This window comes from Crocinitomix algicola (assembly GCF_001661595.2).
In the GTDB taxonomy this organism is placed as follows: Bacteria; Bacteroidota; Bacteroidia; order Flavobacteriales_D; family Crocinitomicaceae; genus Crocinitomix; species Crocinitomix algicola.
The window spans coordinates 54,004-70,510 of sequence record NZ_LYPF02000026.1; the positions used below are offsets into that span (position 1 = coordinate 54,004).

General features: G+C 36.2%; 11 protein-coding genes. 5 read left to right on the top strand and 6 right to left on the bottom strand.

Going from position 1 to position 16,507, the window contains the following annotated elements:
• Positions 1-153 precede the first annotated feature (153 nt).
• Genes A8143_RS14635 through A8143_RS14645 form a run of 3 tightly spaced genes read right to left on the bottom strand, consistent with a single transcriptional unit; the run spans position 154 to position 4,783 of the window.
• Positions 154-1,239, bottom strand: coding sequence for a glycoside hydrolase family 3 N-terminal domain-containing protein (locus A8143_RS14635; protein WP_066759683.1), 1,086 nt, complete (start codon positions 1,237-1,239; stop codon positions 154-156).
• 39 nt (positions 1,240-1,278) lie between these two features.
• Complete coding sequence (locus A8143_RS14640; RefSeq protein ID WP_066759686.1) at positions 1,279-3,738, bottom strand: OmpA family protein; 2,460 nt, start codon at positions 3,736-3,738, stop codon at positions 1,279-1,281.
• Complete coding sequence (locus tag A8143_RS14645) at positions 3,731-4,783, bottom strand: tetratricopeptide repeat protein (protein WP_066759688.1); 1,053 nt, start codon at positions 4,781-4,783, stop codon at positions 3,731-3,733. The genes A8143_RS14640 and A8143_RS14645 overlap by 8 nt, the downstream gene beginning before the upstream one ends.
• A 204-nt stretch (positions 4,784-4,987) precedes the next feature.
• On the opposite strand from A8143_RS14645, the gene A8143_RS14650 reads away from it, so the two are divergent.
• From A8143_RS14650 to A8143_RS14660, 3 genes are read left to right on the top strand one after another with little or no spacing between them, the layout of a single operon-like run.
• Positions 4,988-6,076, top strand: coding sequence for a M42 family metallopeptidase (locus A8143_RS14650; RefSeq protein WP_066759690.1), 1,089 nt, complete (start codon positions 4,988-4,990; stop codon positions 6,074-6,076).
• Positions 6,077-6,088: 12 nt separating this feature from the next.
• A complete protein-coding gene (locus tag A8143_RS14655) occupies positions 6,089-9,325 on the top strand; it encodes a caspase family protein (protein WP_066759692.1) in 3,237 nt (1,078 codons plus the stop codon).
• Positions 9,326-9,327: 2 nt separating this feature from the next.
• Complete coding sequence (locus tag A8143_RS14660) at positions 9,328-9,756, top strand: hypothetical protein (protein ID WP_066759693.1); 429 nt, start codon at positions 9,328-9,330, stop codon at positions 9,754-9,756.
• On the opposite strand, the gene rimK is transcribed toward A8143_RS14660, so the two are convergent.
• Positions 9,753-11,132 (bottom strand): 30S ribosomal protein S6--L-glutamate ligase, encoded by a 1,380-nt coding sequence (gene rimK / locus A8143_RS14665; RefSeq protein ID WP_066759694.1) that lies wholly within the window; start codon positions 11,130-11,132, stop codon positions 9,753-9,755. The two genes, A8143_RS14660 and rimK, sit on opposite strands and share 4 nt — an antisense overlap.
• 216 nt (positions 11,133-11,348) lie before the next feature.
• Between rimK and A8143_RS14670 the strand changes: the two genes are divergently transcribed.
• Together A8143_RS14670 and nadC are read left to right on the top strand one after the other, a co-directional pair.
• The gene (locus A8143_RS14670) at positions 11,349-12,518 is read left to right on the top strand and encodes a sigma-54-dependent transcriptional regulator (protein WP_066759696.1); all 1,170 of its coding nucleotides are present in this window, start codon (positions 11,349-11,351) and stop codon (positions 12,516-12,518) included.
• Between the two features lie 9 nt (positions 12,519-12,527).
• A complete protein-coding gene (nadC, locus tag A8143_RS14675; RefSeq protein WP_394332119.1) occupies positions 12,528-13,391 on the top strand; it encodes a carboxylating nicotinate-nucleotide diphosphorylase in 864 nt (287 codons plus the stop codon).
• Between the two features lie 3 nt (positions 13,392-13,394).
• Here the strand turns inward: nadC and A8143_RS14680 are convergent, their stop codons facing one another.
• Together A8143_RS14680 and A8143_RS14685 are read right to left on the bottom strand one after the other, a co-directional pair.
• Complete coding sequence (locus A8143_RS14680) at positions 13,395-14,627, bottom strand: T9SS type A sorting domain-containing protein (protein ID WP_066759698.1); 1,233 nt, start codon at positions 14,625-14,627, stop codon at positions 13,395-13,397.
• A gap of 66 nt (positions 14,628-14,693) precedes the next feature.
• Positions 14,694-16,463: an AMP-dependent synthetase/ligase gene (locus A8143_RS14685; RefSeq protein WP_066759700.1), complete on the bottom strand. Its 1,770-nt coding sequence runs from the start codon at positions 16,461-16,463 to the stop codon at positions 14,694-14,696.
• Positions 16,464-16,507: the final 44 nt, after the last annotated feature.

Genomic DNA, 16,507 nt, shown 5'->3' on the forward strand with positions numbered 1-16,507 from the left:
GAGAATTAGTAGCTATGAAAAATACCCACCAAAAATGTTCGTTTCTAATCTATATGCACCGCTATATTTCAAAGTATTATTGCAGAAAGGTTGAATAATTCTTCATAAAGAACCCTTTCGGAAAAATTAAATGAAGGGCGATTCGAAACTGAACTACTCAATGAGTCCTAAACAAATTTTTAAACGTATAATTTTGCGAACAGATGCATATACTTGTTTTTTAAAAGCTTCGTTTTTATTCATTTCTTCCAATATATCAAACAAGGCTTTCTCTTCGTCAACAGGCATGAGAATAAAATCGCAGCCCGCTTTCGCCGCTTTTAATTCACAATTAGGAATGTTTACCACACCTCCCATATTCATGGCATCAGTTACTACAAGTCCTTTGAAGTTCATATTCCGCTTCAATAAATCGGTAACAATTTTTCGAGAAGTTGATGCAGGTTGATCATCTGTATTATATTCGGAGTTATTCTTAACGGCTATGTGCGCTACCATAATAGATAGAACACCGGCATTTATTAAGGGAGTATAGTTCTTTACCTCTTTCATCTCCCCGTCGATATAAACCAGCTTTTTATGCGTGTCACCAACTACATAACCATGTCCAGGGAAATGTTTGGCGGTGGCAACAATTCCTTGATTTTGAGTTTCCTCTATAAATATTCGTGACCAAATTTGAGCGGTATCAGCATTGTTGCCAAATGCACGGTATGAAATTGCCTCATTTGGAGACATATCAACAACAGGTGCATAGTTATAGTTAATGCCAATATCGGTAAGGTCTTTACTTATTGATTTTGCAAAGTAGCGAACTTCATCCCTACTGATCATTTGATTGGCTTTTTTAACGGGAGCACAATTCTTAATTTTATAACCAATTAAACTTGGTTCTGCATCTGCCGAATAGATTAAGGGTAGTCCGTTCGATTTTTCATTTAACGTATTAAATGCTGAAACCATCTCAATAAAACCTTCTTTGGTTCCATTCAGCAACAAAATACCTCCAATGTAATTTTTTCTAAGTAATTCATTAAGGTGACTTTGAGATTTACCTAGTCTTCCTGCTGCGGGAATTATCATTTGACCGGCTTTACTCGTGTCGGTTAATGTTTCAAATACTTCATCAATTTTTTGTTCTAGTTCTGCGTCATAAACAAAAAAATCTTTAAGGCTATAGTTTTGTCCGTGTGAAGTTAAAGTACTTGCAAAAGCAAGTGCTGCAATAATAATTCTCATTGGTAGATTATTTAAATTTTGAAAAGAGGAAAGTCGGAATTAGTTATTTAAAATTTTGACAACAGTTCTTCTGTTTTTCTGATAAGCAACCTCTTTTTCTCGGTTTGTTTTTAAAAGTCGAATTTCTGAGAGCGAAATAACTGGCTGCTGTTCTCCATATCCCTTTGCTTTGATTCTTGCCGCGTCAATTCCCTTTTTAACAAGGTATTGTTTTGCAATCTCAGCTCTCTTTTCAGAAAGGTATTGATTGTATTTAGCATCTCCTCGTTGGTCGGTATGTCCTCCTAATTCAATTTTCATTGATGGATTATTACGCATGTTCTCCGCTAATTCATCCAATGTTTTTTGGGGAGATGCGTTAAATGCAACGTGATTAAGTTTGGCTTGATCAAAAGCGAAGTAAATATTGTATTCTGATTTAGCTGTCCCCGAACTTTCAATAGTTCCCTTAACGGTTTCATTCTCTTTTTTGTTAGTGCTCACAGCGACTTCATCAATGTCTACTTTTTCCTTTTGCGTGACATGCTCTTCTGTATCAGTATTCACTGGTTTATCTTCGATGGTGTTAGTTTTATTTCCATCCTTTTTAACTTCTTCAGAAGACTGATTAGTTTGCTCATTATTTTCAGCAATTTGCTCATCCGCTGTTGTAGTGCTATTACCAGTTGTTCCATTGGAGCCATCCTCTTTCGGAGTATCGTCGGTTGACGGTTGATTTACGCGATTGCGTATAACATCATCTGATTTTTCTGGGTCGTCATTCTTAACGATCATATCAAGTGGGGTTTCGCCCTTACCACCTAAGACAAAATTTAGCTCCTCGTAGGCTGGAACGACCATATCTGTTGTAAGCTGTTTTTTGCCAAATTGAAATCCATCGGATGTAGCTTCAACCTCAATTTCTTTTCCAGGGTCAAGAAGAACAGAGTAGTAACCATCTGCAAGCGTATTCACCTTTTTGATTATATTGTCTGTTTTACGGTCTTTTATAGTTAATTGACCGGGAATTCCGTTTCCATCTGAATCGGTTAATTGTCCGCTCAATAAAAATTTTGGTTGATCTTTTTCAAGAGGTGTTAATGCTGTTCTTTGATGTTCAAAAGCTTGTAGTTCATTTTGTAACTCAATTACAGCTGGTTTTTTTGCAGCACCCAAAAAGGTGATTTTATAAATATCTTTCTCTCCAAAACCATCTTGTCTCCAAGAAGAATAATAAGCATACCTTGAATTACCAGTTACGACAAAGTAAATATCATCATCAGGTGTGTTAATAGGGTATCCAATATTTTCAGGTTTCGACCATGAGTTGTCTTCTTCATTGTAGATTGTCTTAAATACATCTAATCCGCCCATGTTCGCATGGCCATCTGATGAAAAATATAATGTTCGCGTAGGGTCATGGTAGAATACACCTTTTTCTTCGAACTCGGTATTAATAACACTGCCTAAATTCTGTACATCTGTCCACTTTTCTTTTTCAGTATTCCAAGTCGCTTTATAAATATCATGTTGACCAAATCCTCCAGGTTTGTTTGAAACAAAAAATAAAGTTTGCTCATCAAATGAAAGAGAAGCACTTGATTCGTGATATTTAGTGTTTATTCCATCTCCTATACTTTGAGGCTCTGCCCATGTTTTGTCATCAAGCTCACGCGTGATAAATAGATCGCCATTTTTCGCATTAATTCCTTTGTAAATGAAAACTGATTTACCATCAGCAGCTATTCCTACAGTTGCATCATGTGATTCTGTATTAATTGGCTTACCAATATTTTTGGCCGTTTGCCATTCTTCTTTAAACTCTCGTTTTGAGAAATAAATATCCTCATAATATTTCCCCGACCGATCAGTTTTACCACCTTCAGAATCTGGACGTCGGCCGGTAAAGAATAAAACTTTATTATCTGCTGAAATAACAGGTGAAAACTCAGAATATTCAGTGTTTATGCTATCTCCTAAATTATCGATCCACACGCGGATCGGTGATTTGATTAATTCTAACCCTGTATTGCACTCTTGAATTTTTCTCTCAATGAAAAATGCTTGCTCCGAATCATTGTCGTTCAGTGTTTGCTTGAAACTATTGTAATATTCAATGGCAAGATCAAACTCTCCCCAAAGCTGATATGATTGCCCCAAATAAAAGTCGAGTTCAGGGTCAATTTCAGGGTTTACCTTTTCCACAAATTGAAAATGAGCTAAGCTATTCAGTTTGTTCGCACTGTACAAGTAACAAACGCCTATTTTATAGTTTAACATCGAAGAATAGGGATTGAATTTTTGGGCATCCAAATAATGCTTTAAAGCTTCGTCGACAAGCTCATCTTTTCCGTCAAAAAAGTACGAATCTCCTGTTCGTATTGATTTTACGGCTTGCTCGAATCCAAGCTTGTCATCTGCGAAAATCTTTTTATCAAAAGGGACGTCTTCGTTCTGAGCAAATCCTGTTGAGGTAATGCAAAGACAAAAAATATAAAAAATGGCTTTTAGACTATTCATTACAAATTGAACTATTTAAATATTCTACCGCTCGTTGAGACCCTAAAAGGAAAGCTTCTTCCCAGTCAGCACAAGCTTGTTCTAAATTTCTTAACATTTCATTGGCAATACCGCGATTAAAATAGGCTTCACTATTTTCAGGCGATAGGTCAATGACTTGATTACATTTTTCTACAGCTTTTTCATACTCCTCCATATCTATGTATAAGGCGCTAAAGTATATTAAACATGAAATATTATCTCGATCTAAATTATACGCTTTCTCATAAGCAGTTTTTGCTTTCTCAAATTCCTTTTTTTCTTGATGATAATAACCTTCTATCAACAACAAATTAATCTGTTCATCCGGTGTTTGACTATTCTCTCCTGCATTTGCTAATAAGTTCGGAATTTTCTCAAAATCCTTTAATGTTACTAATGTGTTGATTAATCTCAGGTTGGAATAATGATGTAGGGAATCAAGTGTGATGGCTTGTTCATAATTTTTTCGAGCAGCAATAAAATCACCTTTGAATTCATTTAAGTTTCCGAGATAATACCAATACTCAATGTTGTTTTTTTGGCGATTAGAAAGGGCATCGAAATAGATTGCGGCTTCATCAAATTGATTGAGTCTTGAATATGCCCGGGCCAGCGCTAATTGATTTTCGTCACTATTATTGCCTAAAGCAATTGATTTTTGAAGATATTCGGCCGCATTTTTATAATCTCCTGTTTCAACAATAGTTTTTCCCATTAACCCCATGGCTTGACCTGAGTTGGGACGATTATTCAGGGCATTTTGACATGCCAACACGGCTTTTTTATAGTCACCTTGTTGGTAACGAATTTGAGCAATACCCATGTTCGCCTCGAAACAAGACGTGTCAAGTGATAAACATTTGTTGAAGTGTTCTAAAGCTTCTTCGTCAGATTTTAATTCGTAGGCTTTAATTCCTAGTTTATATTCTTTTTCAACTTGCTTGCTGTAACTATGATTTTGGCTTTTGACACCAAAAACAGACAACATTATTGTGAATAAAGTAAGTATCGCTTTTGTTTTCATTTAATCCTCGTTGTGAAGTTTAATGTTTTGTCACTGAAAGTCCCAAGACTTTAATAGCTTACGAATTTACGAAAAAAACAGCATGAAATATAAAATCTCACCTTAAAAGGTAGAATAAGACGATGATTTTCATTATTTAATCTACATAAATTAGAATTTGGTCGATTTTTGAAGACCAAGCTCAAGATTTACTACCTTTATAAAATGGGAAAATCAAAATCTATTTTTAATAAAAAGGCAATCAGTTTTTTAACGAGTTATTTGAATAATCCATCGCCAACGGGTTTCGAACAAGAAGGTCAAAAATTGTGGTTAAACTATTTAAAACCATATATCGACGATTATTCAATTGATAACTATGGGACTGTTGTTGGTATAATAAATCCAGAAGCAGACTATAAAGTTGTAATTGAGGCGCATGCGGATGAAATTTCATGGTTTGTTCATTACATTACTGATGATGGCTTTATTTATTTGAGAAGAAATGGTGGTTCAGATCATCAAATTGCACCTTCGAAACGTGTAAATATTCATACAGAAAAGGGTATAGTTAAGGCTGTTTTTGGATGGCCAGCAATTCATACACGAAAAGGAAAAGAAGCGGGTCCTTCTTTGGAGAATATTTTTTTGGATGCAGGTTGTGATACAAAAGAAGAAGTTGAAAGCCTTGGTATTCATGTTGGTTGTGTTATCACTTATGAGGATGAATTTTTAATTTTAAATGAAAATCGTCTAGTTGGAAGAGCATTAGACAATAGAATTGGTGGTTTTATGATTGCCGAAGTAGCTCGATTGTTAAAAGAGAATAAAATTAAGTTGCCATTTGGTTTATACATAACTAATTCTGTTCAAGAAGAAGTTGGTCTGCGTGGCGCGCAAATGATAGCAGAGCATATTAAGCCGAATGTTGCAATCGTTACAGACGTTTGTCATGATACAAATACACCTATGATTAATAAAATTGTTCAAGGTGATTTAAAAAACGGAAAAGGGCCGGTACTGACTTACGGTCCAGCGGTGCAAAATAATCTTTTGAAATTGGTTATGAATGCTGCAGAAGATAAGAATATCCCATTCCAACGTGCTGCGGCTTCTCGGGCAACTGGAACGGATACGGATGCTTTTGCTTATTCCAATGCCGGCGTTCCTTCTGTACTTATATCCACCCCTTTGCGATATATGCATACAACCGTTGAAATGGCCCACAAAGATGATGTTGAAAATGGTGTTAAATTAATTTATGAAAGTCTTCTTAAAATAAAAAACGGGCACGATTTTCGTTATTTTAGTTAATAAAATTCAAACATGAAAAATGTACTGTTGAGCCTGATACTTCTTGTTTCCATTTTTTCGATTAAGGGAAAGAATCAACCGGAAGTGGTCTTGACAACGGGACATAATGATCAAATTAATGCACTGGCTGTCACTAAAGATGGTCAATTGCTTGCGAGCGCATCTAATGATAAGCAGGTTAAAATTTGGGATTTAAGAACAGGAAAAGAGTTTAGAACCCTTCCGTCGACCGATGGAAGGGTTTTGCAATTGGCTTTTTCAAATGATCAGAAAACATTGGCAGGAACGTCTTTTAATGATGAGCTGATTGTTTGGGATGCAATTGAAGGAACTGAAATTTTTCATGCACAAGCTGGAAATGGTAAAGGGATAGGCTTCAATAAGGATGGAACGGTTTTGTTTTATTTTGGTCCTGATAATCGAATTAAGAAACTTGATTTAAAAAGTTTAAAGCAGGAGACCTTGAATGAAATGTCTTTAATTGACTTCGTTTTAGATGAGGAGAAAAACATGCTTTATGGTCTAGATCACCTCGGTAAATTAATTAAGATAGATCTGGTAACGGGCGATTTTATTAAAGAATTTCAACTTTTCAATACATTTATTTTCCCATTTTGTTCATCAAAAATTTCAAAAGACGGTAGGTTTATTATTTATGGGTTTAATGATGATAAGGTACGCGTGTTTGATACTGAATTAGAAGAGTTTATTTATGAATCACCTAAATTTTCGTCCAAAATTATAGCACTTTCTATAGATGCTGAAAATCAGTTAGCTTATATATCGCTTAGTGAAAATAAATTAGTGGTTTTTGACTATCATAAGAAGAAAAAAGTTCAAAATTTTAAATATCCAATCGGCCAGTTTTATATTCAATCCATAGCTGATAACTGGATAAATGACCTTCTTTTTCTAGCTTCTTACGATCGCATCACAATTTTGAATACAAAACATCGAAAGGTGGTAAGGAATTTGAACCGAAGGGTAAATCGAGTAATGAATTTTTCATATGACCCTACCGGAAAATATCTTGCAGTTGCTACTGATAAATTGAATTTGAAAATATGGGATCTAACTTTAAACAAGGTTATTGACAGTATTCCAGGCTTTTTTCCATGTCAGTTTATGCCGGATGGACAGTCAATTCTTGCAATGACTTCACAGTTGAAAATTGGTCAATTCGATATTGAGTCAGGTAAGTTAATTAATGAGTTAGATACTGATTATGAAGTTATTCAATCACTCACGGTTTCTGAGGATGGAAAGTTTATTGCAGCTGCTGGATATCAAAATATTATCAAGGTTTGGGAGGTTGAAACTGGGAAACGAATTGCCGATTTAAAAGGGCATACTGGAGGTGTCTTGAGTTTGGATTTTCATCCTACTAAACCTTTATTGGTATCAGGGAGTTTGGATGAAACTTCTAAAGTCTGGAACTATGTCACACAAGTCTTGGAACAAAATTTTACGGATCAAAGTATTTCTATAAAGGCGGTTAAATTCAGTCCAAATGGAGAGTACCTTGCTAGTGCTTCATGGGGGAAGGATATTAAAGTTCGGAATACAAATAATTGGGAGACCGTCTACACATTAAAGGGACATGAAAATAGTATAAATTCAATTGATTTCTCCTATGACAACGCTTTTTTGATTTCAGGAGCTGGAAATAATTCAGTGGGTCGTGCGGACAACAGTGTTATCTGCTGGTCACTTAAATCGGGTGAAGTAAAATGTAAATTTAATTCTCATAAAGGTGAAGTTATTAAGGTGGTTTCCGACCCTAATTCGCATCGTTTTTTTTCGGCCTCGATTGATGGGGCAATAAATTACTTCGACTTTCAATCCTGCGAATTGGTGGCTACCTATCACGGGGTAGGTGGGAATGAGTTTATGATTTATACGCCCGATAATTATTACTTTGCCTCACGAAAGGCTACTAATGCGGTTGGGTTTAGAGTAGGTGAAAAGGTGGTGCCGTTTGAACAATATGATGTGTTTTTAAATCGACCGGATATTGTTGCGAGTAGAATAGGGAAAAGTCATCCTCAATTAATAAAAGCATATTATTACCTTTTTAAAAAGCGATTACGAAAACTAAATTTGAACGAAGATGAAATTGAACTTAATTACGAGCTTCCTCAACTTGAAAATGAAACAGAGTATGCTTTAGTCACTGATGCTGATTCGCAAGTTGTTTGGATAAAGGCATGGGATAATCATTCTTTTATTCAATCAATTTTGGTCGAGGTAAATGGCGTTCCAATATACGGAAGAGGAGGAATGAAAGTTGACCATCAAATTAAATCGTTTCGTAAAGAATTGACAATTCCATTAGTTGAAGGAGAGAATCGCATACTAATTTCTTGCCGAAATTCTAATGGAGTTGAATCGTTATATGAGCAATTAGATATATACAGAACGAAAACTGAAAAAAAGCATAATCTTTATATTGTATCAATCGGTGTTTCAGAATACGAGGATGATCGTTTTAACTTAAAATATCCAAAAAAAGATGCTACAGATGTTTTAACGACTTTTGCCACAAGTAAGAATCATTTTAACCACATTTATACCAAATTGCTTGTTGATAAGGAGGTTGATGATTCCGTATTTTTTGATTTAGCTTCGTTTTTTGAATCATGTACACATGAAGACATGGTCATTGTGTTTTTGGCTGGGCATGGTGTTTTAAACGCCGATTATGACTATTTTTTTGCTACGCATAAAATGGATTTTGACAGTCCAGAAAAAGAAGGTATTTCGTATCAAATGATTACTGGATTAATGGAAAAAATTAAAGCCTATAAAAAAGTATTAATCATGGACACTTGTCATTCGGGAGAGCTTGATAAAGATGAGCTAGAGGTTGGACCCGCTCCAGAAGTGGAGTCTGGTACCTTAAAATTCCGTTCGTCAGGTGCTGGAGTGCGAATAAAAGAAGGTATAGGCACGCAGTCGCTGGCCAAGTTGACAGAGGACTTATTTGCAGATGTTAGAAAAGGGTCTGGTGCAACCATTATCTCAAGTGCTGGAGGTGCAGAGTACGCTATGGAAAGTGATGAATGGCAAGGAGGACTTTTTACTTATGTGCTCTTGAAAAGACTTCAAAATGCAAAATCAGATCGTGTTTACTTGTCTGAGTTAAGGGAGTATATGTATCGTGAAGTAAGTCGAATTTCTGATGGAAAACAAATTCCAACCGCTAGGGAGGAAAATATTTTAAGGGATTACATTATATTCGGCAAATAATTATGATGACCTACCAAATCATAGCTCCTGTCATTCCTTCTGGTCAAATTTACCAGTTTAATACAGCTTTTGATGTTGACTATGAAGTTCGATTCGGCCGTAAAAAAGAGAATGTACTTCATACAGTAGTGGTCTTTGGGGTGTTAAATGACGAGTATGAAGGTGAGGAGTATAGTCTCACCAATAAAGGCGATGTATTTAAGGTGATGAACACAATTTCAGAAATTATTCGCATGTATATGCATGAGCATCCGAGTATGCGCACGTATGAATTTACTGGTATACTCGGGGAGGATGAAGATGAAAATCAAATGTCCCAGCGTACCAAGTTATATACAAGATACCTGCCTAAAGTGTTTCCTGAAAACCAGTGGGAAACTGAAATATCGGGGAATAAAATAATCGCAAATCGTAAACGCGAGTATTATTAATCTCTTTGGTAGCCAACTTTCTTTTCAATTGCCATAATCATTAAACCTGCAATGTCTTTGCCCGTTGCACCTTCAATTCCCTCTAGGCCTGGAGATGAATTAACTTCTAAAACCATTGGTCCCTTATTCGAACGAATGATATCAACTCCTGCCACAGGAAGATTCAACACTTTAGCAGCTTTAATGGCTAGTTTACGCTCCTCGGGAGTTATTTTAACAATACTTGCTTTTCCTCCCATATGTATGTTAGAGCGAAACTCTCCCTTTTGCGCTTCTCGTTGAATTGACGCAACAACTTTGTTGTTAATTACAAAGCACCGAATATCTTTACCTCCAGCTTCTCGAATAAATTCTTGAACCAAAATATTGGCATGTAAACTTTTAAAGGCGTTAATTACACTCTCCGCAGCTTTATTTGTTTCAGCTAAAACAACTCCTTTACCTTGGGTACTTTCTAATAGTTTTACAATTAAAGGGGCACCATTCACCATGTCAATTAACCCTTTTGTGTCAAGGGGCGATTTTGCAAATCCAGTAATAGGTGTATTAATTCCGTTTTTTGAAAAAATTTGAGAAGAAAATAGCTTGTCTCTCGAGCGCATAATCGCTTCGGCGTCATTTAAACAATAACTATTAATGGATTCGAATTGTCGCACTAAGGCACAACCATAATGCGTGAGGGATGGTCGCAATCTAGGAATTACAGCGTCCAAATCGTCCAAAATTGTACCATCGCGATACCTTATTTCTGGCGACTTAGCATCCATTTTCATAAAACACAATTCGAGATTTAAAAATTTCATATCATGTCCTCGTTCCTCTCCAGCCTCCATAATTCGCTGATTGCTGTATAAGCTTCTATTCGTTGCGAGTACACCTATTTTTAACCCACTAGAAATCTTTTTACTGGCTTTATAAAAACGTTCTAAATCTTCATCGGAATATTCACCTAGTAAATGTTTTACTGCAGGATTCACAATAAATCGATTGTTCATGGCCTCACGTCCAAGTAACATCCGAAATCCCATTGCGTCCCGATTTGCTAAGGTTACCTCAATATCAAAAACATCTTCTCCTATTTTTACTGGAGTCTTAATGACATAGCGACTTTCGCTAATACCTCCCGTGTTTTTAACCTTACGAACGGCAATTATTTTCGCTTCATTTTTAATAATTACACGTGGCGTTTCCGGCAAGGGGTGTATTTCAAATCTTACCCAATCTTCACCGTCTTTCGTAAACCGATGAATATCTGATGCGTGTATGGATGAAGTTTGGGCCCCAGAATCAATTCTTGCGCGAATGGCAGGGGTTTTTAATGCGGGAAAAGCACACCACTCTTGGCTGCCAATTATCGTTAAGTTATTGTCTTTCATTGCTTGTAATAATAAGGAAATTCACACGGCATTCCAAGTAAAGCTTCCCTTTCTTTATTGTCATTTATTCGGTGAACGAAAATAAGGTTAAATTGAAAATTCAACGATTTTATCTTAAAAAAAAATTAAAAACAAGTTAGAAATGCCCTTCACCTTTCAATAGATTAAAATTTAATATCTTTACCCCTTATAAGTTGAGTCATATTAAAAGAAACTATGCCTAAAATTTTAATTATTGATGATGAAAGAAGCATCAGAAGAACGTTAAAAGAAATTCTAGAGTTTGAAAATTACACTGTTGATGTGGTTGAAGACGGAATTACCGGGATAAATGAAGCTAAAGCGAATAATTACGACGTGATTTTCTGCGACATCAAAATGCCACAAATGGATGGTATAGAGGTGTTAACGAAGTTGAAGAATGACGGGTTAGAAACACCTATAATAATGATTTCGGGGCATGGGAACATAGAAACTGCTGTGGAATCTATCAAAAATGGGGCTTACGACTTTATAGAAAAACCGCTTGATTTAAATCGAATCCTTGTCACGATTAAGAATGCTTTAGAGAAAACAGACTTGGTAGAGGAAACTAAAGTACTAAAAAAGCAAATCAAGCGTCATGCTAAGAATTACAATATAATCGGAAATTCTGAGCCACTAGAAAAAATCAGAGAAATGATAGAAAAGGTGGCGCCCTCTGATGCTCGTGTGTTAATAACAGGACCAAATGGTGCGGGAAAAGAACTGGTTGCTCGACAACTGCATGAAAATAGCGGAAGAGTAAAAGAACCGTTTATTGAAGTGAATTGTGCGGCTATTCCTGCCGAATTAATAGAATCAGAACTGTTTGGACATGAGAAAGGTGCGTTTACTTCTGCCGTTAAGCAAAAGAAAGGTAAATTCGAACTGGCCTCAAAAGGTACGTTGTTTTTGGATGAAATTGGCGATATGAGTGCCTCTGCTCAAGCAAAAGTACTTAGAGCTCTTCAGGAAAATAGGATTACACGCGTTGGCGGAGAAAAAGATATTAAAGTGAATCCTCGTGTGGTAGCGGCTACAAATAAAGATTTGAGAAAGATGATTGAAGAAGGGGAATTTAGAGAAGATTTATTTCATCGATTAAGTGTAATTTTAATTGAAGTGCCTTCTTTGAACGAAAGGGTTGATGATATTCCCGTCTTAGCAAATTATTTTATTGAAAAATTATGTGCTGAGCATGGTATGGCGCTTAAAACTTTTTCTGATGATGCTCTAAAGGCTTTACAAGCTGTCAATTGGACAGGAAATATTCGTGAGTTGAGAAATATTGTTGAACGTTTAATCATTCTTTGTGAATCAGAGATAACAGCAAAAGACGTCGAAACATTTGTTGGATTAAAATAAATGATGCGGATGGATTATTTGAAGAAGGATGAAATTCTAAGGATTGTTGATAATGCGCTTGCGGAAGACATAGGAGATGGTGACCATACATCTTTGGCTACAGTTCCAAAATCAGCAAGGGGCAGCGCTAAATTATTGGTCAAAGACACAGGTGTTCTTGCTGGAGTTGAGTTAGCAAAAACAATATTTAACCGCGTTGACCCTGAGTTAAAAATAGATGTTGAGATAAACGATGGTGCCGTAGTAAGCCATGGAGATATTGCTTTTCATGTGGAAGGTGCTTCACAGTCTATTTTGAGTTCAGAACGACTCGTTTTGAACTTTATGCAAAGAATGAGTGGAATTGCAACAAAAACAAATGAATTAGCTAAGATAATCGCCCACCTACCTACTCAGCTGTTAGATACCCGAAAAACTACACCAGGAATTAGATTAATGGAAAAATGGGCGGTGAAAATTGGAGGTGGCGCCAACCATCGTTTTGCCTTGTATGATATGGTCATGATTAAAGATAACCATATTGATTATGCTGGAGGGATTGAAAATGCAATTAGCAGAACGAAAGACTATTTGACAAAAACAGGAAAACACCTAAAGATAGAAATAGAAACTCGTAACCTCGATGAGGTTAAAGAAGTTATTGCTATTGGAGGGGTTAATCGAATTATGTTGGATAATTTTTCACCGAATGAAATTCGAGAAGCCCTAGAACTGATTGATCGCAGCCAATATGAGACGGAAGCTTCGGGGGGAATTACAGCAGATTCAATTTTAGCGTATGCAGAAACTGGAGTTGATTATATTTCATCAGGTGCATTAACTCATTCTTACCAAAGCTTAGATTTGAGTCTTAAGGCTGAGTTTGAAATCTAAGTTTTAGGTCTTAACTATTTGCTTTACTGTTCCGTTAACTTTTAAAAAGTAGATTCCCTTGTTCATGTGTCGTATATCTAACTTATAATTTGAGTTTATAAGCGTGTTAATAAGCAATCGCCCTTTTAAGTCATAGAGTTCAACTTGTATATTTTCTTTTGAATGAGTTGATATATAAATATAATCATTAGTCGGGTTTGGAAAGATTTTTAAATCTAATTCAGTGGGAGTGGGAATTCCAACATCTCCTACAGGTAAATTTTCGTTTAAAATTATGGTATCACATTCATTATATGCCATAAAAGTAACTGAATAAAAACCGTCAGTCGGAAAACTATGTGAAGGATTCTCTTCGAGATAGGTAACACCGTCAATAATCCACTTCACAGTCTCTGCATTTTCTGTTGAGCTGGTAAAGTTATACTCAAATGCTTCATTTGTATAATCGTAGGTAGCGTGCAGATCTGAATGTCCGATTCGCCAAGTTTCTAGTTCACCGAATACTACTTCATCTGCTTTTTCTTGTAAATAAGCTGCCAAATCAGGTTCGATTCCAGCGGTATAGGTATTTCCTGATGAGGGTTTTTGATACATCGTTGCGTACATCACGCAAGCAGCGAGGTATGATCCGTTGATGTTTGGATGACTTTCGTCTCCTGTATATAACTCAATACTTGGGTCATCATTAATTACTGCTCGCCATGCTTCTCCAACTGGTGAAACGGTAGCATTATTCTCTTCTGCCATAAATGTATAGGCAGCCGCTAATTCGTCTTGCATACCCTCGTATGTACAGACAGGTGGATGATCTTCACAAAACGTAGCATCGCCGTATTTTCTCCCCCATGTCATGTAAAAAACAACTTCAGTACAAATTGAGTTTTCTTTAATGCTATCGACTAATACAGCCGCATTTGGTGGTGAATAAAATTCGCCCATTATATCTTCAGGTAACGCTGGTATTTGACTTTGATCTTGTAAGACTACGAAGTCCCAGTTTTTAGAGTTAATTTTTGCCAAAGTTGTTGGATTTGTTTTGTGCATTTCAAATCTCGAACCGCCAGGAGTGTTGGAATCATAAGTTATTGTGTCGGAATTTGCAACAGCAATATTATACACTAAAAGGGGAAGGTTGTTTACTCCAGTATAACTGTTCCCGATATATAGAATTGATTTGTTTTGGGCATGGCCAAATCCAAAGCAAGCTAATGCTACGGCAAAAAGTAATTTTTTCATGGTAATGATTTTGTTCAAAGCAAAGTTTGCTAACGTATTTTCTGTAGAATGAAACGTTTGAAATGTTTATTGGTTGCCGTATATCTTGTCGTATAAATCTTTGTGGTTTGCTAATAAAATCCTTCTTTTCGGCTTTAATGTTGGTGTTAATTCATTTGTTTCTGGTGTCCAAACGTGGTCAACTAGCTCAAATCGTTTTATTTGCTCCCATTTACCAAAACCAGCATTGTATTTTTCGACTTCTTTTTGGATACGCTCATAAACTGCTTTTGATTGTGCTATACTTTTTTCACTTCCATCTCCTAAGTCAATATTCTTAATCTTTGCCCAATTTGTTATAAATTCAAAGGCAGGAACAATAAATGCTGCAGGCATTTTTTGATTTTCACCAATAACCATTATTTGCTCTATAAACCTTGACTCTTTAAATTTGTTTTCCATTACTTGAGGAGCAATGTATTTACCACCAGAAGTTTTGAAGATTTCCTTTTTACGATCAGTTATCTTTAAAAATTTTCCTTCAACAAATTCTCCAATATCCCCTGTATGGAACCAACCTTCCGCATCAATTGCTTCGGCAGTTTTATCTGGCAAGTTATAATATCCCATCATCACATTTGGCCCTTTTACCAAAATTTCTCCATCATCAGCAATTTTAACTTCTACATTGTCTAAAACACGACCAGTAGTTCCAATTCTAACATTATTTCCTTCTTGACAATTGACACTTATTACAGGCGAGGTTTCTGTTAACCCATAGCCCTCCATTACCGGAATGCCTGCAGCTAAAAATACTCTGGCTAATCTTGGCTGCAAGGCCGCGCTCCCAGATGCAATGGCCTGAGCATTTCCTCCTAAAGCCTCTTGCCATTTGCTAAAGATTAATTTTCGCGCAATCTTCAATTTAAAATTATACCACCCGGATGTTCCTTTTACGTCATATTCTTCTCCTACACTTACCGCCCAAAAGAATAGCTTTTTCTTAATGCCCGATAATTCTTCTCCCTTGGCGATAATCCTATCGTAAACTTTCTCTAATAACCTTGGTACTGCCGTAAAAACATTCGGTTTAACTTCACGCAAATTGTCTCCAATAGTTTCCATTGATTCAGCAAAATAAACTGATACACCAGTGTATTGGTACAAATATAAAAGCATCCGTTCGTATACATGACAAACCGGTAAGAAGCTAAGTGCCTTTCCTTCTTGATTAACGGGTAATCTTGGCTTACAGTCAACTACATTGCTAAGCAGGTTTTTGTGAGATAACATAACTCCTTTCGGGTTGCCCGTTGTTCCAGAAGTGTAAATCAATGTAACAAGGTCCTCATAGTTAATTGCAGCTTTTCTTAAAGATATTTCCGCGTCCAATTTTTCATCCGGAGCTACTTTTAATTCTTCCCATGACCGAGCTCCTTCAACATTCTCAAATGCATATACTGCTTGAAGTGACGGAATCTTATCTTGAACGGAATGTACTTTGTCAAATAATTCTTGGTCAGAAACTATACAAAGTTTTATACCAGCATCGTTAAAGATGTACTCATAGATGTCAGCACTAATAGTAGGATAAACAGGGACACCAATGGCTCCAACTTGTTGAATTCCAATATCGCAAATGTTCCAAGCCGTTCGATTGTTCGAGATTAATGCAATTTTATCACCAGGTTGTATTCCCAGTTTAATCAAACCTCGGCTAATTTCATTTGCTTGATCGATATAAGATTGAGTAGATGTCTTAATCCATTTACCGTCTACCTTGTCCGCAAAAGCATCACTTTGAGGGAATTGCTCAAGTTGATTATAAGGTAGGTCAAAAAGTCGTGTTACTTCCATTTATAATAAGTCTGTTAGTTTCTTGTTGTAAGATACTAATTTTC